Annotated in this window: 21 protein-coding genes; 5 read left to right on the top strand and 16 right to left on the bottom strand. The window is 69.8% G+C overall.

Features of this window, described 5'->3' with window-relative positions; genetic code table 11:
- Nucleotides 1-90: 90 nt before the first annotated feature.
- The 4 genes from ACIRPU_RS01970 to ACIRPU_RS01955 all read right to left on the bottom strand — a co-directional run bounded on the left by ACIRPU_RS01970 (nucleotide 91) and on the right by ACIRPU_RS01955 (nucleotide 3,112).
- The gene (locus ACIRPU_RS01970; RefSeq protein ID WP_403860343.1) at nucleotides 91-1,938 is read right to left on the bottom strand and encodes an LCP family protein; all 1,848 of its coding nucleotides are present in this window, start codon (nucleotides 1,936-1,938) and stop codon (nucleotides 91-93) included.
- Nucleotides 1,939-1,954: 16 nt separating this feature from the next.
- Nucleotides 1,955-2,581, bottom strand: coding sequence for a nicotinate-nucleotide adenylyltransferase (gene nadD, locus ACIRPU_RS01965; protein ID WP_355701307.1), 627 nt, complete (start codon nucleotides 2,579-2,581; stop codon nucleotides 1,955-1,957).
- Nucleotides 2,582-2,678: 97 nt separating this feature from the next.
- Nucleotides 2,679-2,843 (bottom strand): hypothetical protein, encoded by a 165-nt coding sequence (locus ACIRPU_RS01960; RefSeq protein ID WP_310430738.1) that lies wholly within the window; start codon nucleotides 2,841-2,843, stop codon nucleotides 2,679-2,681.
- A 107-nt stretch (nucleotides 2,844-2,950) separates the two neighbouring features.
- Nucleotides 2,951-3,112 (bottom strand): hypothetical protein, encoded by a 162-nt coding sequence (locus ACIRPU_RS01955; RefSeq protein ID WP_328481903.1) that lies wholly within the window; start codon nucleotides 3,110-3,112, stop codon nucleotides 2,951-2,953.
- A gap of 155 nt (nucleotides 3,113-3,267) precedes the next feature.
- Between ACIRPU_RS01955 and ACIRPU_RS01950 the strand changes: the two genes are divergently transcribed.
- The gene (locus ACIRPU_RS01950) at nucleotides 3,268-4,434 is read left to right on the top strand and encodes a M48 family metallopeptidase (protein ID WP_403861559.1); all 1,167 of its coding nucleotides are present in this window, start codon (nucleotides 3,268-3,270) and stop codon (nucleotides 4,432-4,434) included.
- Between the two features lie 30 nt (nucleotides 4,435-4,464).
- On the opposite strand, the gene ACIRPU_RS01945 is transcribed toward ACIRPU_RS01950, so the two are convergent.
- The 5 genes from ACIRPU_RS01945 to proB all read right to left on the bottom strand — a co-directional run bounded on the left by ACIRPU_RS01945 (nucleotide 4,465) and on the right by proB (nucleotide 9,490).
- A complete protein-coding gene (locus ACIRPU_RS01945) occupies nucleotides 4,465-5,535 on the bottom strand; it encodes a hypothetical protein (RefSeq protein ID WP_403860338.1) in 1,071 nt (356 codons plus the stop codon).
- A gap of 66 nt (nucleotides 5,536-5,601) precedes the next feature.
- Nucleotides 5,602-6,204, bottom strand: a complete 603-nt coding sequence (locus tag ACIRPU_RS01940) for a hypothetical protein (protein ID WP_403860335.1) — start codon at nucleotides 6,202-6,204, stop codon at nucleotides 5,602-5,604.
- A gap of 67 nt (nucleotides 6,205-6,271) precedes the next feature.
- Nucleotides 6,272-7,558 carry a glutamate-5-semialdehyde dehydrogenase gene (locus ACIRPU_RS01935; protein WP_403860332.1) on the bottom strand — a complete coding sequence of 429 codons (1,287 nt, stop codon included), beginning with the start codon at nucleotides 7,556-7,558 and terminating at the stop codon, nucleotides 6,272-6,274.
- A gap of 130 nt (nucleotides 7,559-7,688) precedes the next feature.
- Nucleotides 7,689-8,246, bottom strand: a complete 558-nt coding sequence (locus ACIRPU_RS01930) for a hypothetical protein (protein WP_355701311.1) — start codon at nucleotides 8,244-8,246, stop codon at nucleotides 7,689-7,691.
- A 137-nt stretch (nucleotides 8,247-8,383) separates the two neighbouring features.
- On the bottom strand, nucleotides 8,384-9,490 hold the full coding sequence (gene proB, locus ACIRPU_RS01925; protein WP_403861556.1) for a glutamate 5-kinase: 1,107 nt from the start codon (nucleotides 9,488-9,490) through the stop codon (nucleotides 8,384-8,386).
- 237 nt (nucleotides 9,491-9,727) lie between these two features.
- Between proB and ACIRPU_RS01920 the strand changes: the two genes are divergently transcribed.
- A complete protein-coding gene (locus tag ACIRPU_RS01920; RefSeq protein WP_403860327.1) occupies nucleotides 9,728-11,128 on the top strand; it encodes a polysaccharide pyruvyl transferase family protein in 1,401 nt (466 codons plus the stop codon).
- Nucleotides 11,129-11,193: 65 nt separating this feature from the next.
- On the opposite strand, the gene ACIRPU_RS01915 is transcribed toward ACIRPU_RS01920, so the two are convergent.
- The 7 genes from ACIRPU_RS01915 to rplU form a co-directional block, all read right to left on the bottom strand.
- Nucleotides 11,194-12,420 (bottom strand): glycosyltransferase family 2 protein, encoded by a 1,227-nt coding sequence (locus ACIRPU_RS01915; RefSeq protein ID WP_403860324.1) that lies wholly within the window; start codon nucleotides 12,418-12,420, stop codon nucleotides 11,194-11,196.
- 176 nt (nucleotides 12,421-12,596) lie between these two features.
- Nucleotides 12,597-14,681 carry a hypothetical protein gene (locus ACIRPU_RS01910; RefSeq protein ID WP_403860321.1) on the bottom strand — a complete coding sequence of 695 codons (2,085 nt, stop codon included), beginning with the start codon at nucleotides 14,679-14,681 and terminating at the stop codon, nucleotides 12,597-12,599.
- Between the two features lie 186 nt (nucleotides 14,682-14,867).
- Nucleotides 14,868-16,367, bottom strand: coding sequence for a D-ribitol-5-phosphate cytidylyltransferase (locus tag ACIRPU_RS01905; protein ID WP_403860318.1), 1,500 nt, complete (start codon nucleotides 16,365-16,367; stop codon nucleotides 14,868-14,870).
- Between the two features lie 248 nt (nucleotides 16,368-16,615).
- Nucleotides 16,616-17,815 (bottom strand): hypothetical protein, encoded by a 1,200-nt coding sequence (locus ACIRPU_RS01900; RefSeq protein WP_403860315.1) that lies wholly within the window; start codon nucleotides 17,813-17,815, stop codon nucleotides 16,616-16,618.
- A gap of 279 nt (nucleotides 17,816-18,094) precedes the next feature.
- Nucleotides 18,095-19,531 carry a GTPase ObgE gene (gene obgE, locus ACIRPU_RS01895; RefSeq protein WP_355701316.1) on the bottom strand — a complete coding sequence of 479 codons (1,437 nt, stop codon included), beginning with the start codon at nucleotides 19,529-19,531 and terminating at the stop codon, nucleotides 18,095-18,097.
- A 112-nt stretch (nucleotides 19,532-19,643) separates the two neighbouring features.
- Complete coding sequence (rpmA, locus tag ACIRPU_RS01890; protein WP_007381992.1) at nucleotides 19,644-19,898, bottom strand: 50S ribosomal protein L27; 255 nt, start codon at nucleotides 19,896-19,898, stop codon at nucleotides 19,644-19,646.
- A gap of 14 nt (nucleotides 19,899-19,912) precedes the next feature.
- A complete protein-coding gene (rplU, locus tag ACIRPU_RS01885; protein ID WP_007381993.1) occupies nucleotides 19,913-20,233 on the bottom strand; it encodes a 50S ribosomal protein L21 in 321 nt (106 codons plus the stop codon).
- A 498-nt stretch (nucleotides 20,234-20,731) separates the two neighbouring features.
- On the opposite strand from rplU, the gene ACIRPU_RS01880 reads away from it, so the two are divergent.
- From ACIRPU_RS01880 to wecB, 3 genes are all read left to right on the top strand, one after another.
- A complete protein-coding gene (locus ACIRPU_RS01880; protein ID WP_403860311.1) occupies nucleotides 20,732-22,402 on the top strand; it encodes a D-glucuronyl C5-epimerase family protein in 1,671 nt (556 codons plus the stop codon).
- Nucleotides 22,403-22,505: 103 nt separating this feature from the next.
- Nucleotides 22,506-23,108, top strand: coding sequence for an acyltransferase (locus ACIRPU_RS01875; protein WP_355701318.1), 603 nt, complete (start codon nucleotides 22,506-22,508; stop codon nucleotides 23,106-23,108).
- A gap of 243 nt (nucleotides 23,109-23,351) precedes the next feature.
- Nucleotides 23,352-24,455, top strand: coding sequence for a non-hydrolyzing UDP-N-acetylglucosamine 2-epimerase (gene wecB, locus ACIRPU_RS01870; protein ID WP_403860308.1), 1,104 nt, complete (start codon nucleotides 23,352-23,354; stop codon nucleotides 24,453-24,455).
- Nucleotides 24,456-24,582: the final 127 nt, after the last annotated feature.

Genomic DNA, 24,582 nt, shown 5'->3' with positions numbered 1-24,582 from the left:
CCCAAGGGTCTCACGGACCGCCGACGGCACCCCACGTGATGAAGGGATCACCCGCGCGGGGGCCGTTTCCGTCCCGCCCCGCGAGTGATCTCAACCGGCCGATCCGGCCGAGGAGGGCTCGTAGTCCTCGCCCAGGACGACCGCGACGTCCGCGTTCCCGGAGACCGTGCCCTTCTTCACCGCGTCGGCGTCCAGCCTCAGGGTCTGGGCGACCTCGGTGGCGTTCTGCTTGTCGGCGGGGTCCGCGTAGAGCACCCGGGAGGCGGCCGTCGTGCTCGACGGGGTGCCGGCCTCCAGGAAGGTGAAGCCACCGTTGAGGAGCACCACGCGCGCGTCCTCGGTGTAGGCCTTGGTGCCGCTCGCGTTCTGGACGGAGACGCTGACGGCCGCGTCCTTGTCGGGGCTCTTGGCCGCGCCGCCGAGGACGTCCTTGACGACGCTCGCGCTGGCCTCCGCGTTGAGGGTGCCGTCGGTCTGCACGGGCAGCAGCGCGGTCTTGTAGTCGCCGCTCTTGGCGAGGTCCGCGAGCTTGGCCAGGAAGGCGCCGAGGTCCTTGTCGGTCAGCGAGGGGTCGAGGATCTGCGCCAGGGTCTGGACGGTGACGGTGGCGCCCTGCGCGTCGGACGACACCTTGCGCAGCGCTCCCTGCATGACCTGGCCGAACCGCTGCAGTTGGGCGTTCTGGGCCTCGCCCGTGGCGCGGTAGGTGGCGTAGGCGACGGCCATCTTGCCGCTGAGGGTCTGGCCCTTGCCCTTGTTGACGAGGGGTGCCCCGCCCTTCTTGGCGGCCGGGTCGGGCACGGTGGCGTCGGTGTCGACCTCGATGTTGCCGACGAGGTCGACGAGGTTCTGGAGGTAGGGCGTGTCCAGCCGCCAGGTGCCCTCGATGTCGGTGCCGAGGACGGTGTCGAGGGCGTCGCGCGTACCGGCCGAGCCGTCGTCGTCGACGGACTTGGCGAGGGTCGTCGTGGTGCCGTCCTCGTCGGTGACGACGAGCGAGTTGGGCAACAGGACCGTGGCGGCCTGCTTGGTGGTGGTGTTGTCGACGAGCAGCACCGTGGAGGTGCCGCCGCCGGAGGTGTTGTGCAGGTGGACGACGACCACGTCACGCTTCTGCGCGGCGGTGGCGGTCGTGGTGCCGGTGCCGGAGTCCGGGGACGACGACAGGCCGGGCAGCTTCCCGGCGTACCAGAGGTAGCCCACTCCGCCGACCGCGACCAGCGCCAGAACCACGGCGAGGGCGACGAGGCGGCTGCGCGAGCGGCGCTTGGCCTCCTCACGGCGCTCGGTGCGGTTCTCGGTGAAGTTCAGCCAGTCGATGACGTCCTCGGAGTCGCCGTCGGGCTCCTCCACGAACGCGAACTGCTCGGTCTCGTAGTCGCGTTGGGGCAGCCCGGGCGCTCCGGGCGCATCGCGCCCGTCCACCGCGGCCCCGGGCCGTCCGTCGACGTCGATGCCGGTGTCGGCCGCTGCCTTCGCGCCGGTCTCGACCGGACCGCCCTGCTGCGGGATGTAGGCGGTCTGCTCGGCGACGCGAGGCTGTTCGACCCGGGGCTGCTGTCCACCGGCGGCGGTCTGCCCGTAGGGGTCGTACGGGGCCTGGGTCGCGGTGCCGTAGGGGTCGTAGCCGACGGGAGCCTGCCGGCCGGTGTCGTACGGGTCGTAGGCGGGCGTGGGCGGCTGCTGACCGGTGTCGTACGGGTCGTAGGCGGGCGTCTGCTGCTGCCCGCCCGTGGCGTAGGGGTCGTAGCCGTACCCCTGCTGTCCCTGCTGTCCCTGGGGCTGGTGCGGCTGCTGCCCCTGCTGCCCGTACGGGTCGTAGGACTGCTGCGGCACCTGCTGCGACGGGACCTGTCGGTAGACGGGCTGCCCGAACTCGTCGTAGCCGACGAGCTCGTACTGGTCGCCCCCGTACCCCGCGTCGTATCGGTCGTTCACCGGTACCCCTCTCGGCTCACTCGCCGCGGTACAGCTCGCGCTTGTCGATGTAGCGCACGACTCCGTCAGGCACCAGATACCAGACGGGGTCGCCCTTGGCGACTCTCGCACGGCAGTCTGTGGAGGAGATGGCGAGCGCGGGCACCTCGACGAGCGAGACACCGCCTTCGGGCAGACCGGGGTCCGTCAGGTTGTGTCCCGGCCGGGTGACGCCGATGAAGTGCGAGAGGGAGAACAGTTCCTCGCTGTCCCGCCAGGTCAGGATCTGACCCAGGGCGTCGGCGCCGGTGATGAAGAACAGGTCGCTCTCGGGGTTGAGGGACCGGAGATCGCGCAGCGTGTCCACGGTGTACGTGGGGCCGCCGCGGTCGATGTCGATACGGCTCACCGAGAACTGCGGGTTCTCGGCGGTCGCGATGACCGTCATCAGGTAACGGTCCTCGGCCGGGGAGACACTGCGGTGGCTCTTCTGCCACGGCTGGCCGGTCGGGACGAACACGACCTCGTCCAGGCGGAACTGCGCGGCGACCTCACTGGCCGCCACGAGGTGTCCGTGGTGGATCGGATCGAACGTTCCGCCCATGACGCCGAGGCGGCGCTTTCCCGGGTTCGACGGGCCGGTAGGCATGTCCTGCTCTCCCATGCGTGCAGACCCTACCGGCCCGGTTCCGGGGCCCCGGCCGGCGGATGCCCGGAGCGCCCCGCTATGCCGGACTGCCCGTCGGTGAACACGTCGCGTCTCAGCGGTCGCGGTTGAAGCGGGTGGTGATCCACAGCAGGAGCAGCAGGATGAGGAACGCGCTGCCACCGGTGACCAGCGGGCTGAGGCTCTCGTGGTTGCCACCGTGCTCCTCGCCCTCGGCGGCGAGGGTGACCAGCTGGGCAGCGGTGCTGTGAAGGCTCATCTTCGGCAGGACCTATCCGGTGGGCGGGATAAAGATGTCGGCCCATCGTAAGCGGGCGGCCGGGCGGCGATCACGCCGACTCCGCCATTGGGAACCTTCCCGGCGGCTCAGTCGTCCTTCCGCTTGTAGCCCCGCAACAGGAACCACGCGGTGAGCGCACAGCCCAGGATCATCACGACCAGTACGACGCGGAGCAGATTCCCCGCCCCCTGCTGCTGGGCGGCGCCGGCGGCTTCGGTGAGCCAGGCGGCTGCGGGGTGGTGCTCCATGGGGCGGGACTCCTTCGGTGTAGTGCCCGTCCACGGTAACTCCGCCTAGGCTGGGCTCGGCTTCGGGGGCGCAAAGGGCCGCACAAGGGTCCGTAAAGGTCAGGCAGAGGGCCACACAGCAGGTAGCGGCCACACAGACGCACATGGGGGAAGACATGTCCGACGACGGCCACGAGCAGAACGACACCGGCCGGGAGAACGTGCCGAGCAGGCAGCGCAGGCGCTTCCCGGGAATCTCCTCCCGTGCCTACGAGCATCCGGCCGACCGCTCCGCCCTGGTGGCGCTGCGCAAGCTGAGCGGCTTCGACACCGTGTTCAAGGCGCTCAGCGGGCTGTTGCCCGAGCGGAGCCTGCGGCTGCTGTTCCTGTCCGACTCGGTTCGGGTCTCCGACCAGCAGTTCGCGCACCTCAACGACATGCTGCGGGACGCCTGTTACATCCTGGACCTGGAGAAGGTCCCGCCGATGTACGTCAACCAGGACCCGCAGCCCAACGCGATGTGCATCGGTCTGGACGAGCCGATCATCGTGGTCACCACCGGCCTCGTCGAGCTGCTCGACGAGGAGGAGATGCGCGCGGTCGTCGGCCACGAGGTGGGTCACGCCCTGTCCGGGCACGCCGTGTACCGCACGATCCTGCTGTTCCTGACGAACCTGGCGATCCGAGTCGCCTGGATCCCGCTGGGCAACCTCGCGATCATGGCGATCGTCACGGCGCTGCGCGAGTGGTTCCGCAAGTCGGAGCTGTCCGCCGACCGGGCGGGTCTCCTCGTCGGCCAGGACCTGAAGGCCTCCATGCGGGGCCTGATGAAGATCGCCGGCGGCAACCACCTGCACGAGATGAACGTGGACGCGTTCCTGAAGCAGGCCGAGGAGTACGAGGCCGGCGGCGACCTGCGCGACTCCGTGCTGAAGATCCTCAACGTGCTGCCCCGTACCCACCCCTTCACCACCGTGCGCGCGGCCGAGCTGAAGAAGTGGGCCGAGTCCCGCGACCACCAGCGGATCATGGACGGCCACTACCCGCGGCGCACCGAGGACAAAGACACCTCGGTGACGGACTCCTTCCGCGAGTCCGCGAGCCACTACGCGACGAGCGTCAAGAGCTCCAAGGACCCGCTGATGAAGCTGGTCAGCGACATCGCGGGCGGGGCCGGCGACCTGGGCGGCCGGGTGCGGCGCGGCTTCGGCGGGTTCGCGGGCTCGGCTCCGGCGGACGACCAGCCGCCGAGGAACGGCTCGGCCGGCTCGCAGGGCAGCTCGGACGGCTCGGACGGCGGTCCGGACGGGCCCACGGACACGCCTCCGCGCGCCGACAGCTGATCCGCCGTGCGAGCGCGCCCCTGAGCGGGTTCACACCTTCGGCTGGGCGCTCGTCGCGAGCGATCCGCACAGGGCCGTCGCGCCGCCCGTCGCGTAGGGGTCCGTGCCGGCCGGGCCGCCCGTCTTCGCGGTCTGGCCGGCCAGCAGGGGCCGCAGATGGTTCGTGGAGTCCTCGGCGCAGGACAGCGGGCCGGCCTGGACGTAGGACACGATCAGCTGGACCTGGTGGGTGCGCAGGTCGTTGCGGTCGAAGCGGAAGTGCAGCTCGCGGCGGACGGTGAAGAGGGAGGCCGAGGTGTCGGCCCCCGCGCCGGTCGGCCGCAGCGCGTACACGAAGGTGTGGTCGGCGGTGACCTCGAGGGTCGCGGAGTCGGTCTCGGCGGCCTGGAGCGTGCCCTGGACGCGGATGCTGCTGTCGGCCAGCTGGGCCTGGGCGGGGTCGAAGCGGACCAGCCAGCCGGTCGGCGCGTGTCTGCCGTCGGCGGTCGGATGGCTGAAGCTCTCGTCGAACTGGTCGAGCTGCTCGGCTGCGACCAGGGCCCGCACGGGTCGCACCTGCTGCCGGGTGAGCACCTCCGGGTAGAGGGAGGAGTGCACGATGTACTCCTTGGCCGCGGTCAGGGCGGTGACGACCTGGCTGTCGGAGAAGTGCGCGGTGCGCCGGGAGGCGGGCAGCGGGATGCCCTCGGCGCCGATGCGGAACTGCGCGGCGGGACTGTGCGCGAACAGCGACTCGGGATCGGCCGCCCCGGGTACCACGCCCAGCGGGGAGAGCGGGATGACGGTCATCCGCAGGGGCTCGACGGACCGACGCGCCAGGGGGCTCTGGTAGGGGTTGCGTACACCCATGTAGACGGCGGTGCCGAAGGCGACGGCGATCAGCATGACCAGCATCAGCGCCTGTCGTGACAGGCCCCGGTGCCGGGGCGGTCTGCGGCGGACGGCGGGCGCGTGGTCGGCCATGCGCTCCTGCGCGGAGTACTCCTGGATACGGGCAGCACGGACGAACGATTCGTCGAAGACGACGGATCGGTACTCGTCCTCTCCACCTCCGGATGTGCCCTCGGGTGTCCCCTCCGGTGGGTCTCCAGGACCGGCCATACTTTCAGAGTAGGTCTCACGGACCCCGGGTAAACGCCCTGCCGTACGACAACTTCTGACAGACGTTCAGGGTTTGGGCGGAACGGCCGAGACGGGTGGCCGGGAGTAGTCGGCGGACGCCGAGGGCGGCGGCACGCTCCCCTGTTCGAGACCGGTCGTGGCGGGCGAGGGCAGCTGATCCCGGCTGCTCGACGAGGCGCCCCGGTAGACCGCGGCGAAGGCCAGCGCGACCATGCCGACGCCCATGACGAGGGCGAGCATCCAGGCGACGGGACGATGCCAGCGGACCTGCCTGCCGTAGGCCCCGGGGTCGCCGTAGCGGCGTTCCCACGCCTCGGGCAGGTCGGCGTCGTCCAGATCGTCGAGTTCGGGATCATGGCCGAAATCGCCGGGTCCGTCGGAACCGTAGGCGTCGTCGTAGCGGTCGCCTCTGGCGCGGGCACGGCGGGCTTCGGCCTCGGCTCTCGCCTCCGCGGCGGCCAGGAGGCGTTCGACGGCGGTCGGCTCGTGCACCACGGCCGCCTTGATGAACGCCTCGTCGAAGACCACGGAGGCGAACTCTTCGTCCGACACCCCGCGGTCGTGGTCGTCGTCGGGCTCCCAGCCGTCAGGGAACGGCGTACCCCCCACGTCCTCCGGCACGAATCCAGAGTAGACCTGGGGGGTCAATTTGGGCAGTCGGCAGGGAAATTCATCCGCCGGATGAGACACCGCTCACGACGCCCCGGAGGAGGTTTCAGCGCCGTACGTGCCCGTCGCCCGTGACGATGTACTTGGTGCTGGTCAGCTCCGGGAGGCCCATCGGGCCCCGGGCGTGCAGCTTCTGGGTGGAGATGCCGATCTCCGCGCCGAAGCCGAACTCGCCGCCGTCGGTGAAGCGGGTGGAGGCGTTCACGGCCACCGTGGTGGAGTCGACCAACTGGGTGAAGCGGCGGGCGGCCTGCTGCGAGGTGGTGACGATGGCCTCGGTGTGGCCGGAGGTCCACAGCCGGATGTGCTCGACGGCCCGGTCCAGGGAGTCGACGACGGCGGCGGCGATGTCGTAGGAGAGGTACTCCGTCTCCCAGTCCTCGGGCGTGGCCTCGACCACGGTCGCCTTGGAGTCCTCGGCGTAGGCCAGCACGCGCTCGTCGGCGTGCACGGTGACGCCCGCCTCCGCGAGGGCGTCGAGGGCGCGCGGCAGGAACCGGGCGGCGATGTCCTGGTGGACCAGGAGGGTCTCGGCGGCGTTGCAGACGCTGACCCGGTGCGCCTTGGAGTTGATCAGGATGTCGATCGCCATGTCGAGGTCGGCGTGGGCGTCGACGTAGACGTGGCAGTTGCCGGTGCCGGTCTCGATGACCGGGACGGTGGACTCCGTGACGACGGTCTGGATGAGCGAGGCCCCGCCGCGCGGGATCAGGACGTCGACCAGGCCGCGGGCCCGCATCAGCTCGCGCACGCTGTCGCGGCCCTCGCCGGGCACCAGCTGCACGGCGTCGGCGGGCAGCCCGGCCCCGCCGACGGCGTCGCGGATCACCCGGACGAGAGCGGTGTTCGACTCGTGGGCGGAGGACGAGCCACGCAGCAGGACCGCGTTGCCGGACTTCAGGCAGAGGGCGGCGGCGTCCACGGTGACGTTCGGGCGGGCCTCGTAGATGATGCCGACGACGCCGAGCGGAACACGGACCTGGCGCAGGTCGATGCCGTTGGGGAGGGTGGATCCGCGGACGACCTCGCCGACCGGGTCGGGCAGCGCGACGACGTCCCGGACGTCCGAGGCGATGGCCCGCACCCGCTCCGGGGTGAGGGTCAGCCGGTCCACGATCGACTCGCTGGTGCCCGCCTCGCGGGCCTTGGCGATGTCCTTCGCGTTGGCCTCGACGATTTCGCTCGTACGGACCTCCAGCGCGTCCGCGATGGCGAGCAGCGCGTCGTCCTTGGCGGCCCGGGGCAGCGGCGCGAGGTCGGCGGCGGCCGCCTTGGCGCGGTAGGCGGCACGGGTGACCGGGGACATGGAGTCGTACGGCGAGAGCGTGGTCATAAGGGAAGCGTAGTGCGCCGCGCGGGCCGGTCCACCGTTCGTTCCACACCCCGAGATGCGCCACGAGACACACCACGAGACACGCCACGCGATACGTCCCGGGACACCCCGGCGCCCGGCGGCGAAAGCGTCAGTACGGGTGGACGCCGACCGGGGTCGCGGGGGCCGGTCCGTAGCCCGCCGCGATGCGCTGGTGGTAGGTCTGGCGGTCGATGACCTCCAGGCCGACGATCTCCCAGGGCGGCAGCCCGGCGGTCTGCCGGTGCTCCCCCCACAGCCGCAGGGCGACGGCGGCCGCGTCATGCAGGTCGCGGGCCTCCTCCCAGTAGCGGATCTCGGCGTGGTCGCCCGCGTATCTGCTGGTCAGGAGGAAGGGGTGGTCGTGGGCGAGCTGCTCGAGGGCCCGCCGGACCTCCTTCAGCGGGGCCTCCTCGCCGGAGACGCTGAGGGTGACGTGCCACAGCCGGGGGACGTCCACGGGCTGCTCGCCCTTCGACTCGGCGCCCTCCTGGGCCAGGTACCGGTCGCCGGCCGCCACACTGGTCAGCGCGCGCTCCTCACCCGGCGCGCGCGCCGGCGCAGGACCCGCGACACGTGACTGAGCCGGACCGGCCGTACGCGACGCCGTCGAACCGGTTTCGCCGGTACTCCCACGGGCCGCTGCCACCCCAGGGCGCACTCGTCTCACGACGGCCTCCTTTACGCAGCGCTCGTGCGGAATGTGTCCCGCGTTCTCTGTCCCTGGAACAAAGTTGAGCAGGCCGCACCGCTCCGCGGGGCGGTTTCACGGAACGTCCCCCACCGGTACGGACCGTTCGAGCGGGTTTACGGGTGCAGGATCACCAGGTCGTCCCGGTGGACGACCTCGCGCTCGTACTCCGCGCCCAGCTCCCGTGCCAGATCCCTGGTCGACCGGCCGATCAGCTGGGGGATCTCCTTGGCGTCGAAGTTGACGAGGCCGCGGGCCACCGCGCGCCCCCGGGCGTCCCGCAGCTCGACGGGGTCGCCCGCGCTGAACTCGCCCTCCACCGCGGCGATCCCGGCCGGCAGCAGCGAGGTACGCCGGTCGACCACCGCGCGCACCGCCCCGTCGTCCAGCGTGAGCGAGCCCTGCGGGGTGGAGGCGTGCTGGAGCCACAGCAGCCGGTCGGCGGAGCGCTTGCCGGTGGCGTGGAAGTAGGTGCCGGTGTCCCCGCCGGTGAAGGCGTCGGCCGCGTGGACGGCGCTGGTGAGGACCACGGGAATGCCGGCGGCGGCCGCGATCCGGGCGGCCTCGACCTTGGTGACCATGCCGCCGGTGCCGACGCCCGCCTTGCCGGTGCTGCCGATCTCGACGTGCGCCAGGTCCTCGGGGCTCCGCACCTCGGCGATCCGTGAGGTGCCCGGCTTGCTGGGGTCGCCGTCGTACACGCCGTCGACGTCGGACAGCAGGACCAGCAGGTCGGCGTGGACGAGGTGGGCGACGAGGGCGGCGAGCCGGTCGTTGTCGCCGAAGCGGATCTCGTCGGTGGCCACCGTGTCGTTCTCGTTGACGATCGGGAACGCGCCCATCGCGAGCAGTTCGTCGAGGGTGCGGGAGGCGTTGCGGTGGTGGGCCCGTCGGCTCATGTCGTCGCTGGTCAGCAGTACCTGGCCGACGCGGACGCCGTACCGGGCGAAGGAGGCGGTGTAGCGGGCCACGAGCAGGCCCTGGCCGACGCTCGCGGCCGCCTGCTGGCGGGCGAGGTCCCGGGGGCGGCGGCGCAGGCCCAGCGGGGCGAGCCCTGCGGCGATGGCGCCCGAGGAGACGAGCACGATCTCCTTCTCGCCTCCGCTGCGGCTCTTGGCGAGGACGTCGACGAGCGCGTCGACCCGGTCGGCGTCGAGTCCGCCGGAGGCGGTGGTCAGCGACGAGGAGCCGACCTTGACGACGATCCTGCGGGCCTCGCTCACGGCCTGCCTTGCCCCTGCCACCTTGGTCTTCGCTCCTCGCGTAGGTCGACGGCTCCCCGCCTGGCAATCTACGCGAACGGGGGCGGAGGCCGCGCGGGAGTTTCAGCTCGCGGACAGGCTCGCGCTGTAACCGTTCGCTCACGCTTTGCGTACGGCAAAAAGGTTGTACTGGTTCCCCATGTAATTTGAAGAGAACACAAATTTATTTTGAAGTTTGTGTCACCTACAGTTCGCCCTGTGAAGCGCATACTCCTGAGGTCGGGGAAGAGCCCCTTCGACGTCGTCCCGGTCGAGGAAGCCCTCCACCGCGACGTGATCGCCACCAACTCCGGCAACCTGATCTTCAGCGATGCCGCGCACAAGATCCTCACCACGCCGGACTCCGAGGTCTTCTCGAACGGCATGCGGACCGACGTGAACGCGGCGGCCCGGATCAACGAGGAGTACGACGCCTTCGTCGTGCCCCTCGCCAACGCCTTCCGGCCGACCTTCGAGCAGCCGCTCCAGCGGCTGACCAGGCTCATCGGGAAGCTGAAGATCCCGGTCGTGGTGATGGGTGTCGGCGCGCAGACCGGTGTGACCTACGACCCGGCGCGGCTGAAGCCCATGGAGCCCAGCGTGCGCGCCTTCTGCGCGGCGGTGCTGGAGCGCAGCGCCTCCATAGGCGTGCGGGGCGAGTTCACCGAGCAGTACCTCACCGACATGGGCTTCCGCGACGTCGAGGTCATCGGCTGCCCGTCGATGTTCATGCACGGCGACCGGCTGCCCGTCGAGAAGAAGACGGCGGCCCTGACCGCGGAGTCGCGGATCGCCGTCAACGGTTCGCACACCGCGGTGCGCGGCGGCGGTCTGCACAAGGTCATCGCCCGCACCCACGAGCGCTACCCGAACCTGCGCTACATAGGCCAGAACCTCACCGACGCCAAGCAGCTGCACTGGCGGGACGTGGACTCCCCGGCCGGCCGGATCACCGAGATGCCGACCCACCCCGACCACCCCATGTACCGGGAGGACAAGGCCCGGGTCTACATCGACCCGATCACCTGGATCGACGACCTGCGGGACTTCGACTACTCGTTCGGCTCGCGCATCCACGGCAACATCGCGGCGCTGCTGGCGGGCACGCCCGCGACCGTGCTGGCCTTCGACTCGCGCACGCTGGAGCTGTGCCGCTACTTCGAGATACCCCACCGGCTGCTCAGCGAGGTGACCGCGGACCTCGACCCGGCCGAGCTGTACGAGGAGGCCGACTTCACCGGGCTCAGCGGCAACCACAAGGAGCGCTTCGACCGCTTCACCGCGTTCCTGGACAAGAACGGGCTGCCGAACACCTTCACCCACGGCGACGGCGGCGTGGCCTTCGAGAAGAAGCTGCGCTCGCTGTCCTTCCCGGCGGGCGTGCGCCCCTGGAACCACGCCGACCTCGCCTCGCTGGCCGACAGGTTCGGCTGGCTCCAGCAGCGCATCACCGAACTGGACTCCCACAACGCCCAGTTGAAGCGGGATCTGGCGAAGAACCGGCCGGGCGCGAAGGCCGCGGCCAAGGCCGCCGCGGTCATCCCCGCCCCGTCGATCTACCGTCGCGCGAAGCGCGCGGTGGGCGGCCCGCTGCGCCGCGCGCTGAAGCCGAGCAAGTAGGTCCCGCGAGCACGGCCGCACGGCACCGCGGCCGTGCGGCACCGCGGCACCGCAGCCGTGCGGGCTCACGCGGCCGCCCGACCGCCCGGTCGCATCGGGCGGCGGAGTCGGCGGATCCTGCGGCGGACCTTGCGGGTGAAGCCGCGCAGGAAGGTCTCGGTCGGGTCCTTGCGCCAGCCGGGGAACTCCCTGGCCTCGCGGGGCTCGGCCAGGTAGATCCGGTCGGGCAGGCCGGCCGTGCGCGAGCGGTAGTGCGGATAGGCCAGGAAGAGCTGGGTGTCGCGCTTCTTCAGGACCGGTACCGGCTCGCTCTTGGCCTTGATGAACTCGAGGACGTCCACCAGGAGCTCGGGGCGCTGCCGGGCCACCAGCTCCAGGCGCAGCCGCTCGTGGACCCGGAGCCGCTGGGCGACGCCCTCGTTCCAGTAGGTGTCCATCAGCGGCTTGGCCAGCTCCATCTTGGTGCGCCGGATCTCCTCGTCGTTCCTGAGGAAGACGGGCCCGAACTGCGGCAGCACGGTGACGAGGAACGGGCGGACCATGAGCACGTCCCGCTTGGCGCCGGGCGGGACGAGCCGCTCCAGCAGCCCCATCAGGGCGCGCGCGGAGTCGAAGCGCAGGGTGTAACTCCCGCTCTTCGTCACCTGCTTGCCGTCGGTGCGGCCCACCAGGTAGTAGCAGGTGTAGTCGGCGACCACGGAGACGCCGTCGGCCCGCAGATAGGCCTCCATCGTGAACAGGGCGTCCTCGCCGGTCCACAGCGACTCGTCGAAACGCATGCCGTGGCGCTCCAGGAACTCCCGGCGGAACAGCTTCTGCGCGCTGAGGGTGAACTTGATGTTGGAGGAGTAGACGTCCGTACGGTCGAGGGTCTCGCCCCACATCGACTTCGGCGGCTTGCGGTTGATGCCCTCGACCCGGCCGAGGACCACGTCCGTGCCGTTGCGGTCGGCCATGGCCACCATGCGCTCCAGGGCCTCGACGCCGAGCCGGTCGTCGGCGTCGAGGAAGAAGACGTAGCGCCCGGTGGCCTTGGAGAGGCCTACGTTGCGCGGCCCGCTGGGGCCGCCGGAGTTCTCCTGGCGGACCACGGTGACGGCCATGGGCGCGCGGGCGGCGAACTCCTCCAGATACTCCCCGGTGCCGTCCTGGGAGCCGTCGTCCACGGCGATGACCTCCAGGCGCGCCGCGTCGAGGGTCTGCGCCTCGACCGATGCCAGGCACTCGACCAGGTACGGCATCGCTTCGTACGCCCCGATGACCACCGTGACGTCAGGCTGCGCAGCGGTCACTTTTCCCTCTCATCCCGCACCGGTTCCCCCACATGAACACTTTGGATACCCGGTAGACGATGGATGAACGGGGTGGGTTGCCTGGGTTTCGGTACGTGTCCCACATCACAGAACATACAAGAGGCCGGGCCCCCGGGGAGAACTCTCCGGGGGCCCGGCCTCAGGAAATACGGGCGTCAGCCGGCCGTAACACCCTTGGGCAGTTCCGTCGCGTCGTCCGGCGCGGCACCGACCGCGTCGTCCATCGTGACCGCGTGGGATTCCTGGCCCACGTTGCGTGCCTCGGCCTTCAGCGCGAGGTCGGTGATCGCGGTGTCGAACTGCTCGAGCGAGGTGGGCTCGTCGGGTCCGAGCAGGTACTCCTTGAGTTCCTTGCGGTCCTTGGCCAGTGGATCGCCGGCCGGGTCGCGGACCGCGTCCAGCAGCTGGTCCAGCTCGGCGGCGCTGTTGCTGAGGATCACCGCCGCGCGCACGGCGGTGTTCTGCCGCCTGAACTCCTCGGCGCCCAGCTCCGCGGAGTCCGCGACCGCATACGGCTTGCCGCTCGCGATGAAGTCGGAGACCACGCTGGAGATGTCCGAGACCATCGCCTCGGAGGCGTTGAAGCAGTCGTACAGGCGAGGTCCGGCGCCGGTGATCACCCGGTGCTCGAAGGAGGGGAAGGAGCGCCAGTAGGTCTCGTTCCACTCGGCGCGCAGCCGGGCGGCCTCTTCGTGCTTGCGGACGTCGACGATGCCGTCACGGCTGGTGACGGCCTCGTCGGCGCGCTCGTCGAACGCGAGGGAGAGACCGTCCAGCCGGGCCTTGAGGCGAGTCAGTTCCGCCTTGGCCTTGGCCTCGGCCGCCGGGTCCGAGGTGAAGCGGGGGTCGCCCGCCCGCTGGGCGGAGGCCTTCTTGATCAGGGCGGTGATCCGGCGGTGCGCGGCGCCGGCCTTGGCGCTGCGGGTGCCGGTGAAGGGGTGCGGCTTGTACAGGACACGGACCGGGGGTTCGGCCGCGATCAGCTTCTTCACGATGTTCTCGCCGGCCAGCAGGAGCGAGGTGTTGCCCGGGTTGTCGTCCCAGCCCTCCCAGGTGGGCGCGTACAGAACCGTCGGGCAGGACCCGTCGGCGGCTCCGCCGCGGGGACCCGCGGCTGTGCCCTGCGCGGTCTTGATCGGCGCCAGCTGCGGACGGCCGACCTCCACGATGTCCTCGTCGCGGATGCCGACGTCGGCGATGGCGTAACGGTCGCGGCCCGCGCGGCCGGCGGTCCACACCTCGTCGTAGACCTTGCTGAACGGGTTGACGCTGGCGAGCTTGTCGCTGTCGCCGTGGCCGATGAAGACGTGCTTCATGGTCGGCACCCGAAGCAGGTGGATGTTCTTGCCGACGTTCGCGCAGTACAACGCGACCCGCACCATGGACAGGTCCATGTTCATCAGGTGCACCCCCCCGGGCACGCAGACGACGGGGACCGAGGTGGGCGCCATCTTCTCCAGGACGGTGCGCTCACGCAGGATGACCAGGGGCCGGGACTCCATCTGCTCCATGGTCTCCAGCCACATGTTGACCTGGTAGGCGGAGTCGTCGGAGCCGGAGAAGTACAGCACCGTCTGCGGCCGGTACTCGCGCAGCCAGGCGCTGACCGTGCCGAGGACCTTGTCGGCCTTCGGCGGCAGCCGCTTCGCCCGCAGGTACGGCACCAGCGCCAGCACGTACAGCGCGCCCAGGCCCAGGGTGACGCCGATGCCGACGAAGCCCGCGGCCTCGGAGTCGGTGAGCGCGCTGACGAGGAGACCCACGACGGCCGCGAGGTCGAGGTGGAGCATCTTGACGGTGGCGCGGCTCAGCAGGCGGCGCGGCGGCGCGTCCGGTATGCGCAGCCGGGAGGCCACGTCGACGTTCCTGGTCACGACCGGCATCTGACGGCGCTTGCCGATCAGGGTGATCAGCGCGCCGTGCGGGGCCTGGAGGCCGAAGAACACCGTGAAGCACGCGATCGCCGCGTAGAAGACCGGCTCCTGGGAGAGGTCGAGTCTCGCCAGCAGCAGGATCAGCAGCAGCTCGCGGACCAGGAACCGGGTGGACAGACCGGCCCGCACCTTGCCCAGGAGGGCGATGAGGCGACTGCCTTTGCGGTGGAGGTAAAGGTCCGCCAGGTACGTCACGGCGGCCGCGGCGGCGAAGGCGGGGACGCTCGGAACGAGCGCGGCCACCATGAGGCCGGGGTAGCCCAGCATCATGAGGGCCGCCGCGGCCAGTTCGGCCGCGCTGCCCACCCGGGCTACGCGAATAGCGGTGGATATCACGGAGAAACCTGCTCTGGGAGGGGGCCGGTCATAGGTACTAAAAGTCCGGAAAATCCTTTGTGAAGGTTTCGGGAGTCTTACGGATCAGGCCTCTGTGAATTCTCCGTAAACAGGGAGCCACAGAGGCCTGAAAAATCGATGGCTATTTCCGATGGATTATGCCATGCCATCCTGTCGGTCGAGCACTCCGGCCAGAGCCTGCTCGAAGTCCGACGCCCGGCCGGCGGCCGCCGTCGGGTCCTGCTGGCGGACGTCGATCACATGCCCGGTGAGCTCGGAGAGCAGCACGTCGAGCGAGGTGCGGGCAACCGCCTCCGAGGAAAGCAGACTGCCCGAGGGCTCCTGCCCGAAAGCCTTGGTTCGCATGGGCGTGGCCGTGCGCTCCGGGTTGACGCAATTCACCCGGATGCCGTCACCGGCCCACTCGTCGGAGAGGGCCTGGGTGAGGTTCACCATGGCCGCCTTGGTGGACGAGTACAGGCTGTACTCGGCACGCCCCCGCGTGTAACTGCTGGAGGTGTACAGCAGCAGCTGGCCCTTCGTCTCCGCCAGGTACTTGTACGCCGAACGTGCGATCTGCACCGGTGCCAGGTAGTTGACTTTCAGCGCTTCCTCGATGGTCGCGTTGTCGGTCTCGGCCAGCTTGCCGATGCGCAGCACGCCCGCCGTGTTGACGACGTAGTCGATGCGCCCGGTCTCGCTGTACGCCTTGGACAGCGCGTCGTCGACCTCCTCCGGGTTCTCGACGTGCGTGCCGGTGGTGGAGCGGCCCAGCGCGTACACCTTGGCGCCATAGGACTCGGCGAGCTCGGCGATGTCCTTGCCGATGCCGTACGAACCGCCGAAGACGACCACGGTCTTGCCGGTGAGGAGCTCGCGGTAGACCTCCTCGCCCATCTGCTCGGGGGCGGCGGAGGAGGCCAGCTGGAAGAGCTTGTCGGCGATGAAGACGTCGACGGGCTGGGTCACCTTCATGTTGTACTCGTCACCCGCGACGACGTGGATCGGCACGTCGGGCAGATAGCGCAGCACGACGGTGCAGTCGTCGGTCGCCTGGAAGTTGGGGTCGCCCGCCGCCACCTCGTACGCCCGGCGGATGGTGGACAGCTTGAACGCCTGCGGGGTCTGACCGCGGCGCAGCCGGGAGCGGTCCGGGATCTCGGTGATGAACTCACCGTCCTCGCCGTGCGTGCGCGTGACGATGATGGTGTCCGCGGACGGGATGGCGACGTCGACCGCCTGGTAGCGCTCCAGCGCCGTGACGCAGTCGTCGATGACCCGCCGCGAGAGCAGGGGGCGCACGGCGTCGTGGAAGAGGACGTTGAGATCCTCGCCGTCGGCCAGCCCCTCGCCCAGGGCCGCGATGGCGCGCTCGGTGGTCTCGTTCCGCGTGGAACCGCCCTCGATGATCTTCCGGACCTTCTTGAACCCGGCCTTGGCCACGATCTTCTCGATGTCCGGCACGTAGCCCGGCGCCATCAGCACGATGATCTCGTCGATCGAGTCGGCCTTCTCGAAGGTGGTCAGGGTGTGCTCGATGACTGCCTTGCCGGCGATCTTCAGCAGCTGCTTGGGGATCGACAGACCCACGCGCTGGCCGGTGCCACCGGCCAGGATCACTGCGGTGGTACGGGGCTTGGCTATGTGCTGGGACACAGTGGACCTACCTTGGGGCGACAGGGAACGGGGAAATGGTCCCACTTGCGGTTACCGCGATGCAAGGTGAGCGTCGTTCGCTGCAAATGTGCACGCAACCTGGCATTCACCTTGCCTCGACGGCGTTTCCTAAGACTCCGGCGCGGCTTCCCATGGAGGGTCCCTGGAAATCCTGTGAGTTACTGCACAAGGAGTATCTCATTGCCGAGAGTGACCGAGCGCCACGGACAAGAGCGTGCCGAACGGCGTCAGTGCCGTCGGATCCGCTTGAGGCAGCGGTGCCCGAGGACGCGTACGAGCTCCTTGGACGAGGTCCGGTGCACCGGGGGCGCCGAGGCCCCGCCGGATGCGGCGACCACCGCTGCGAGCGCACCATACAGCGCCTGAGCGGCCACCTCGGGTGCGATCCGGGCCTCCTCCGGCCCCGGCCGCCCGGCGGGCTCCGGCACAGCGGACAGCAGAGCCGGGTCACCGATCACCCGCACCCCGGTCGACCCGATCCGCTCGGCCATCTCGGCGCCGATCCCGGTGGCCGCCCGGACCGCCCACTCGGGTGTGGAGATCCTCACGTCCTGTGAGGTGGGACTGCACGTGTTCTTCATATGCATGACCGCACCGTTACGAACCAGTAGGGAATACAGCTCGTCAGGGAGGCCATTACCGCGGAATTCCTTGTTGAGACTGCGCAGCATTTCGGTCTCGGCGAGGGTGAGAGAACGATTCGCCGTGTCAGGAACGGGCTGAAGGAGATTCGCGGGCAGTCCGAGCAGTCCCTCGAAGGTGCGCATCAGCCCGCCGCGGTCCCGGTCGTCCACCACGACGACGGTGACCCGCTCGGGCCCGACCACCCGCACCCACCGCTCGACCAGCCGGTCGTGCCGGTGCCGGCGCCAGAAACTGGGGTTGGGCTTCTCGTAGGGGGCCTTGCGGAGCATGTGCTCCAGCCACTCCTCGTAGCCCATGCGCAGGCCGTTCTGCACGTACTGCTGCCACTGCGAGGGCATGATCCTCACCAGCGGGCGCAGGGTGACCAGCACCTGCACCGGCTCCCCGCCGAGTTGCTCGACGATCCGCCCGGCGGTCGCGTCGTCCGGGGCGTCGGCGAAGAACTCGCTGCTGATCACCGAGGTGTGGCGGCCGGTGGCGTGCACCTGGTCCACGAGCCGCGTCCAGTGCCGCTCGGTGGGCGTGGTGTCGCCGATCATCCCGGTCCGGGAGCAGGCCGCCAGGACGGCCTGCATGGGGTGTCTGCTCTGCGCCGGGTACGCGACGCCGTACGCCGGCAGCTGCTCCTTCGCCGCGAAGAGGGCGCCCTGGATCGAGGTGGTCCCGGTCTTGTGCGGCCCTATGTGCAGCAGGCGGGTACCGGCGGTCAGCGGGGTGGGTTTCACGGGGGCCGGGGCGCCGTCACTCGTACAGTCCGCGGGGTTCGTACAGTCCGTCTCCATGGTCAAGAGACGGTAAGAGGGGTTCCTTAGGGGACGCTGAGAGGAGCCTGGGGCACAGATGAGTCCCGGGCTCCGATCGGCGTTTTCTCACGTCGGGGTTTTCCCGGCCGCCTGCTCCGCTCTTACCGTCCGCCCCAGGGACGGTCGCGTCGACGCCGTCGGGGCGGAAGTCCCGCGTGCGGGCGGAGAAGCGGAAAGACCCGTGGCGGCCGGCCGGTGTACGGCCGACCACCACGGGTCCGGAAGACCAAGCCGACGGAGCCGGCCGGGCTGGAGGGGCTAGAAGGGCTCGAAGCCCTCGAACTCCTTGGCCGCCTCGTCGCGTTCGGCCTGCTTGTCCCGGCGACGCGTCGTCGCGGGACGCGGCTCCTCGAAGCGGTGGTCCTCACCACGGCGGCCGAGCATCTCGGCGCCGGCCGTCACGGACGGCTCCCAGTCGAAGACGACCGCGTTGTCCTCGGGGCCGATGGCGACGCCGTCGCCGCCCCGGGCGCCCGCCTTCATGAGCGCGTCCTCCACGCCGAGGCGGTTGAGCCGGTCGGCGAGGTAGCCGACGGCCTCGTCGTTGCTGAAGTCGGTCTGGCGCACCCAGCGCTCGGGCTTCTCGCCCCGGACGCGGAACAGGCCGTCCTCCTCCAGCGTGACGGTGAAGCCGGTGTCGTCGACCGCCTTCGGACGGATGACGATCCGGGTCGCCTCCTCCTTCGGCCTGGCCGCGCGCGCCGCGGACACCATCTCGGCGAGGGCGAAGGACATCTCCTTCAGACCCAGGTGGGCGACCGCGGACACCTCGAAGACGCGATAGCCGCGCGCCTCCAGATCCGGGCGGACCATCTCGGCGAGGTCCTTGCCGTCCGGTACGTCGATCTTGTTCAGCACCACGAGCCGCGGCCGGTTGCCGAGGCCGCCGTACTGCTTGAGCTCCTCCTCGATGATGTCGAGGTCGGAGAGCGGGTCGCGCTCGGACTCCAGGGTCGCCGTGTCCAGCACGTGCACAAGGACGCTGCACCGCTCGACGTGGCGCAGGAACTCCAGGCCCAGTCCCTTGCCCTGGCTGGCGCCCGGGATCAGACCCGGCACGTCGGCGATCGTGTAGACCGTGGAGCCGGCCGTCACCACGCCCAGGTTCGGGACGAGGGTCGTGAACGGGTAGTCCGCGATCTTCGGCTTGGCGGCGGACAGGACGGAGATCAGCGAGGACTTGCCCGCGCTCGGGTAGCCGACAAGGGCCACGTCGGCGACCGTCTTCAGCTCCAGGACGATGTCCTGGAGGTCACCGGGCACGCCGAGCAGCGCGAAGCCGGGCGCCTTGCGGCGGGCCGACGACAGCGCCGCGTTGCCGAGGCCACCGCGACCGCCCTGGGCGGCGATGTACGAGGTGCCGTGGCCGACCAGGTCCGCCAGCACGTTGCCGGCCTTGTCCTGGACCACGGTGCCGTCCGGGACCGGCAGGATCAGGTCCTGGCCGTCCTTGCCGGAGCGGTTGCCGCCCTCGCCGGGCTTGCCGTTGGTGGCGTTGCGGTGGGGCTTGTGGTGGTAGTCGAGGAGCGTGGTGACCGACTGGTCGACGACCAGGATCACATCGCCGCCACGGCCGCCGTTGCCCCCGTCGGGGCCACCGAGCGGCTTGAACTTCTCACGGTGGACGGAGGCACAGCCGTGGCCTCCGTTACCCGCGGCGACATGGAGTTCGACGCGGTCCACGAAGGTGGTCATGGTAGGTGCCTCCAGCACTGCGAAAACGTACGGGTTTCTTACTGCCTAACACGCGAAAGGCGGACCCGCCTTCCCACACGGGAAGTGAGGTCCGCCTCGCGAAAGTTTCCGATCAGGCGACCGGAACGATGTTCACGACCTTGCGGCCACGGTGGGTACCGAACTCCACCGCGCCGGCGTTCAGCGCGAACAGCGTGTCGTCGCCGCCACGGCCGACGCCCGCGCCGGGGTGGAAGTGCGTGCCACGCTGGCGGACCAGGATCTCACCCGCGTTGACGACCTGACCGCCGAAGCGCTTCACGCCGAGCCGCTGGGCATTGGAGTCGCGACCGTTCCGGGTGGACGATGCGCCCTTCTTGTGTGCCATGTCTCCTCAGTCCCTTACTTCGCAGCCGCGGGGATCTCAGTGACCTTGATCGCCGTGTACTGCTGGCGGTGGCCCTGACGACGGCGGTAGCCGGTCTTGTTCTTGTAGCGAAGGATGTCGATCTTGACGCCCTTGTGGTGGTCCACGACCTCGGCCTGGACCTTGATGCCGGCCAGCACCCACGGGTCGCTGGTCACAGCGTCGCCGTCGACAACGAGCAGGGTCGAGAGCTCGACCGTGTCGCCAACCTTGGCAGTGGAAATCTTGTCAACCTCAACGATGTCGCCGACAGCAACCTTGTGCTGGCGACCACCGCTGCGCACGATGGCGTACACGCGGATCTCACTCTCTCGCTCTGGGACGGCATCCCCGAAGTCCAGCCGCCCGGGAACGAACACGGACGGCCTCTCCCGACCACCGAGGTAACCGGCACCCGGGAGGAAGAGGGTTTACGGGGATGTGACATGTCAGCCGACACGCCGAGGGTCAAGGCTACGGGCCCCGGCTTGAGGGGTCAAACCGGGCCGGGCGTCCGGCATTCACACGTCCCGCGGATCACGGTTTCATCACAGAACTCTCAGCCCTCTCGACGTACCTCCCGCAACGCGCGGATATGCCCCGATCATCCCGCCACCCCCTCCGGCTGAACTTTTCTCGACCATCACGAAAATCCCCAGGTTTCACATACGATCCACAATCATTGCCAAGCAAGATCATCTGTTGATCACGGCTGATCAACACCCTTGGGGGGGACCAGAGTTATGGCTGGAAAGAGGCGTGCCGAAATCGGCCGGAGACGGTTCATACGGCTGGCCGGAGGCGGCGCCGCGGGGGTGGCGGTCGTGGGAGGCGGGGCCGTCACCGCGATGGCCACCGGAGTGTTCGAGTCACCGACGCCGCCGGACCCGTTCGCCAACATGCCGCGGTCGATCGCGCTGAGCCTGCCGTCCGGCACGGGCGGGGAGCCCATACCCGTGCCGCCGCTGCCGGACCCGCTGGAGGGCGGCAGCGTCAGCGCGCCGAGCGCCGGCACGCACATCCCGTACACGGGCGGCACGCCGACCGAGACGGACGTCCCGACCACCCTGCCGTTCGAGTTCAAGAAGGCCGGCTACCAGATCGCCCCCGATCTGCCGGAGGCCATGCGGCCGTGGCGCAACCGGGCCACCACCTGGGCCAACGTCAACCTCTCGTCGGGCGACTACCACCTGAACGCCGACGGCGTGTACATGAAGTACACGGCCGACGGAAAGTCCTACGACCACCCCGTCGGGCAGATCCAGTTCGGCCTCGGCTGCATCACCAGCTACCGCGTCGAGACCGACCCGACCCGCAAGGCCGTGTTCCTCAAGCGCGCCAAGGCCCAGGCCGACCGGCTGATCGCCAAGCGGGTCGAGACCCGCGGCGCCTGGTACTTCCCGTACCCGTTCGACTTCACCCACGCCGAGCACAGCGGTGTCGTCTACAAGGCGCCCTGGTACTCCGGCATGGCGCAGGGCGAGGCGATCAGCCTCTTCTCCCAGCTCGCCGCCCTGGAGGACGGGCTCAGCGCGGACGAGCGGGCCCTGTACCGGTCGGCCGCCGACGGCGCCTTCGCCTCCCTGCTGCGCGCCGACAACGCCAACCCGTGGGTGGTGAACAAGGACAAGGCGGGCTACCTCTGGATCCAGGAGTACCCGTTCAAGACGGCCGGCACGGGCGACTACACGTACAACGGCATGATCTTCGCCATGTTCGGCGTCTGGGACTACTACGGGCTGACCGGCAACGAGCTCGCCGCCCAGCTGTACGACGGCGCCTGCACGACGATCGCCCGGTACTTCACCCTGCTGCGCAACCCGCGCTGGTTCTCGTACTACTGCCAGACGCACCGGATTCCGGCGAACACCTATCACCACCACCACATCACGCTGTGGCAGCAGCTGAACTGGCAGACCAACAGCTCGGTCTTCGCCCACCAGCTGGACATGCTGATCGAGGACGTCCCGCCGGGCGTGAAGTCCGGCTCGGTGATCGCGATCGCCGCCGGCACGCACACCCTGTACAAGCTGGACACCAAGGCCGACGGCAGCTGGGTCAAGGCCAAGGCGGACAAGATCCTCAGCTCCAAGAAGGTCGTCTTCGCCCGGGCCACCCAGGCTCCGATCGACATGCGGCGCCGTATCCAGGGCGCCGGCGTCTGGTACCGGATCAGCGCCGGAGCGTACAAGGGCTACTGGATCGGGGAGGCCTACCCGAAGGCCTTCCTGCGCGGTGAGCACGTCACCGTCGCCTACCGGGTGCCGCGCACGCTGACGATCGCCGCGAACGCCTCCGTCGAGGCGATCGACTTCGGCACCAACGGCGTGGCAGGCACGCTCAAGACCCTGAAGTACTCCGAGTCGCACACCCTCCAGTTCGACCGCAGGGCGGTCGTGAACGGGCGGTCGATGCTGCGGATCACCTCGGAGGAGTTCGCCGGGTACTGGATTCCCGCCACCCAGGTCGCCACCGACGGACACTGATCGACACGGTTCGAGCCGGTACGCGTCAGGGGCCGCCCCCATCGAACGGGCGGCCCCTCCCCGTATGCTCGCGATGCGTAGCCAGACACCGGAAGGCGGAGAAGTGAACTACAGGGTCCAGCCCAGCGCCCAGGTCGACGCGGGTGCCGAGATCGGCGCCGGGAGCAGTGTGTGGGACCTCGCACAGATCCGGGAGGGCGCGCGGCTCGGAGAGGGCTGCGTGGTCGGCCGTGGGGCGTACGTCGGTTCCGGTGTCCGCATGGGCGACAACTGCAAGCTCCAGAACTACGCGCTGGTCTACGAGCCGGCCGAGCTCGGCGACGGCGTCTTCATCGGCCCCGCCGTGGTCCTCACCAACGACCACAACCCGCGCTCCGTGGACCCCGAGGGCAAGCAGAAGCGCGGTGGCGACTGGGAGGCCGTCGGCGTGCGGATCTCCGACGGGGCGTCCATCGGGGCGCGTGCCGTGTGTGTCGCACCCCTCACCATCGGCCGCTGGGCGATGATCGCCGCAGGCGCCGTCGTCACCAAGGACGTGCCGGACTTCGCGCTGGTCGTGGGCGTCCCGGCTCGCCGGGTGGGATGGGTCGGAAGGGCCGGCGTCCGGCTCGTCGAACGGGAGGGTGAGCCTGATGTGTGGGAGTGCCCGCAGAGCGGCGCCCTCTTCGACGAGAAGGACGGGACACTGGTCGAGCGCACCGCGTAGCGACCCGTCCGCGTTGACCCGATTTACGTACCTGTAAACGCAAGGTTCACGAAATCGTTATGCGAGTGAGCCGCAGCCCGAAAGCCGTGTTCTGACCACGGCCTGGACGGACATGGACGGGACACGACAGGACGCGCTCCCCCCGCAGGGCAACCCATGGCGGATCCGGCGCGTCCAACCTTTTGCCTACCATTCCCTTTGCTCGCGAACCCCACATGCCCGCCCCCAGTAGAAGAGTGCTCTGTGAAAGTCATCAGCATCGTCGGTGCCCGTCCCCAGTTGGTGAAGCTCGCCCCCATCGCGGCCGCCTTCGCGGGAACCGAGCACGAGCACGTGATCGTGCACACCGGGCAGCACTACGACGCCGACCTCTCGGACGTCTTCTTCTCCGGACTCGGCATCCCGGACCCCGACGTCCACCTCGGCGTCGGCTCCGGCAGCCACGGCGTGCAGACCGGCGCCGTCCTCTCCGCGCTCGACCCGGTCCTCGACCGTGAGCAGCCCGACTGGGTGCTCGTCTACGGCGACACCAACTCCACCATCGCCGGCGCGCTGTCGGCCGTGAAGATGCACCTGCCCGTGGCGCACCTGGAGGCGGGCCTGCGCTCCTTCAACCGGCGCATGCCGGAGGAGCACAACCGCGTCCTCACCGACCACAGCGCCGACCTGCTCCTCGCGCCGACCGAGGAGGCCATGCGCCACCTCGCGAACGAGGGCCTCGCCGACCGCGCCCGACTGGCCGGCGACGTGATGGTCGACATCTGCCTGCGCATCCGCGACCAGGTCCGTGCCGGTGAGTTCGCCGCGCCGGAGCTGCCCGAGGGCATCGACCCGACGCAGCCCTTCCTGCTGGCGACCCTGCACCGCCCGGACAACACCGACGACCCCGAGCGACTCGCCCGGATCGTCGACTCGCTCGCCAAGCTGCCGGTGCCGGTGGCGCTCGCCGCCCACCCGAGGCTCGTCGCCCGCGCCCAAGAGCACGGCATCGACCTGACCCAGGGCAACCTGCACGTCGGCCGCCCGCTGCCGTACGCGAGCCTGGTCGCCGCCGTGCTGGCCTCCGTCGGCGTGGTGACGGACTCCGGCGGTCTGCAGAAGGAGGCGTTCCTGCTGGAGCGCATCTGCACCACGATCCGCCCGGAGACGGAGTGGGTGGAAACCGTCAACACCGGCTGGAACGTCCTTGTACCCGACCCGCACACGCTGTCGCCCCAGGAGTGGGCCGAGACCGTGACCCGTGCCGTGCCGACCGACGACCCCGGCATCCCGTACGGCGACGGCCGCGCGGCGCACAACGTCGTCCGTCTCATGGAGGAATGGAAGGGGGGCAGCCGGCCCGCCTGACATGAGGAACGCGACCGGGGAGCGTGGCCGTCCGCCTGCGGACGGCCACATGTGACCCACAGTCCGCGCATGTCAGCGTGCTAGCGTCAACCGCTATGTCATCGTCTCCCCCGTCCGGGCCGCCTGC

Source organism: Streptomyces sp. NPDC102259 (assembly GCF_044766465.1).
Lineage (GTDB): Bacteria > Actinomycetota > Actinomycetes > Streptomycetales > Streptomycetaceae > Streptomyces.
This window is presented reverse-complemented; position numbering and strand designations above follow the sequence as displayed.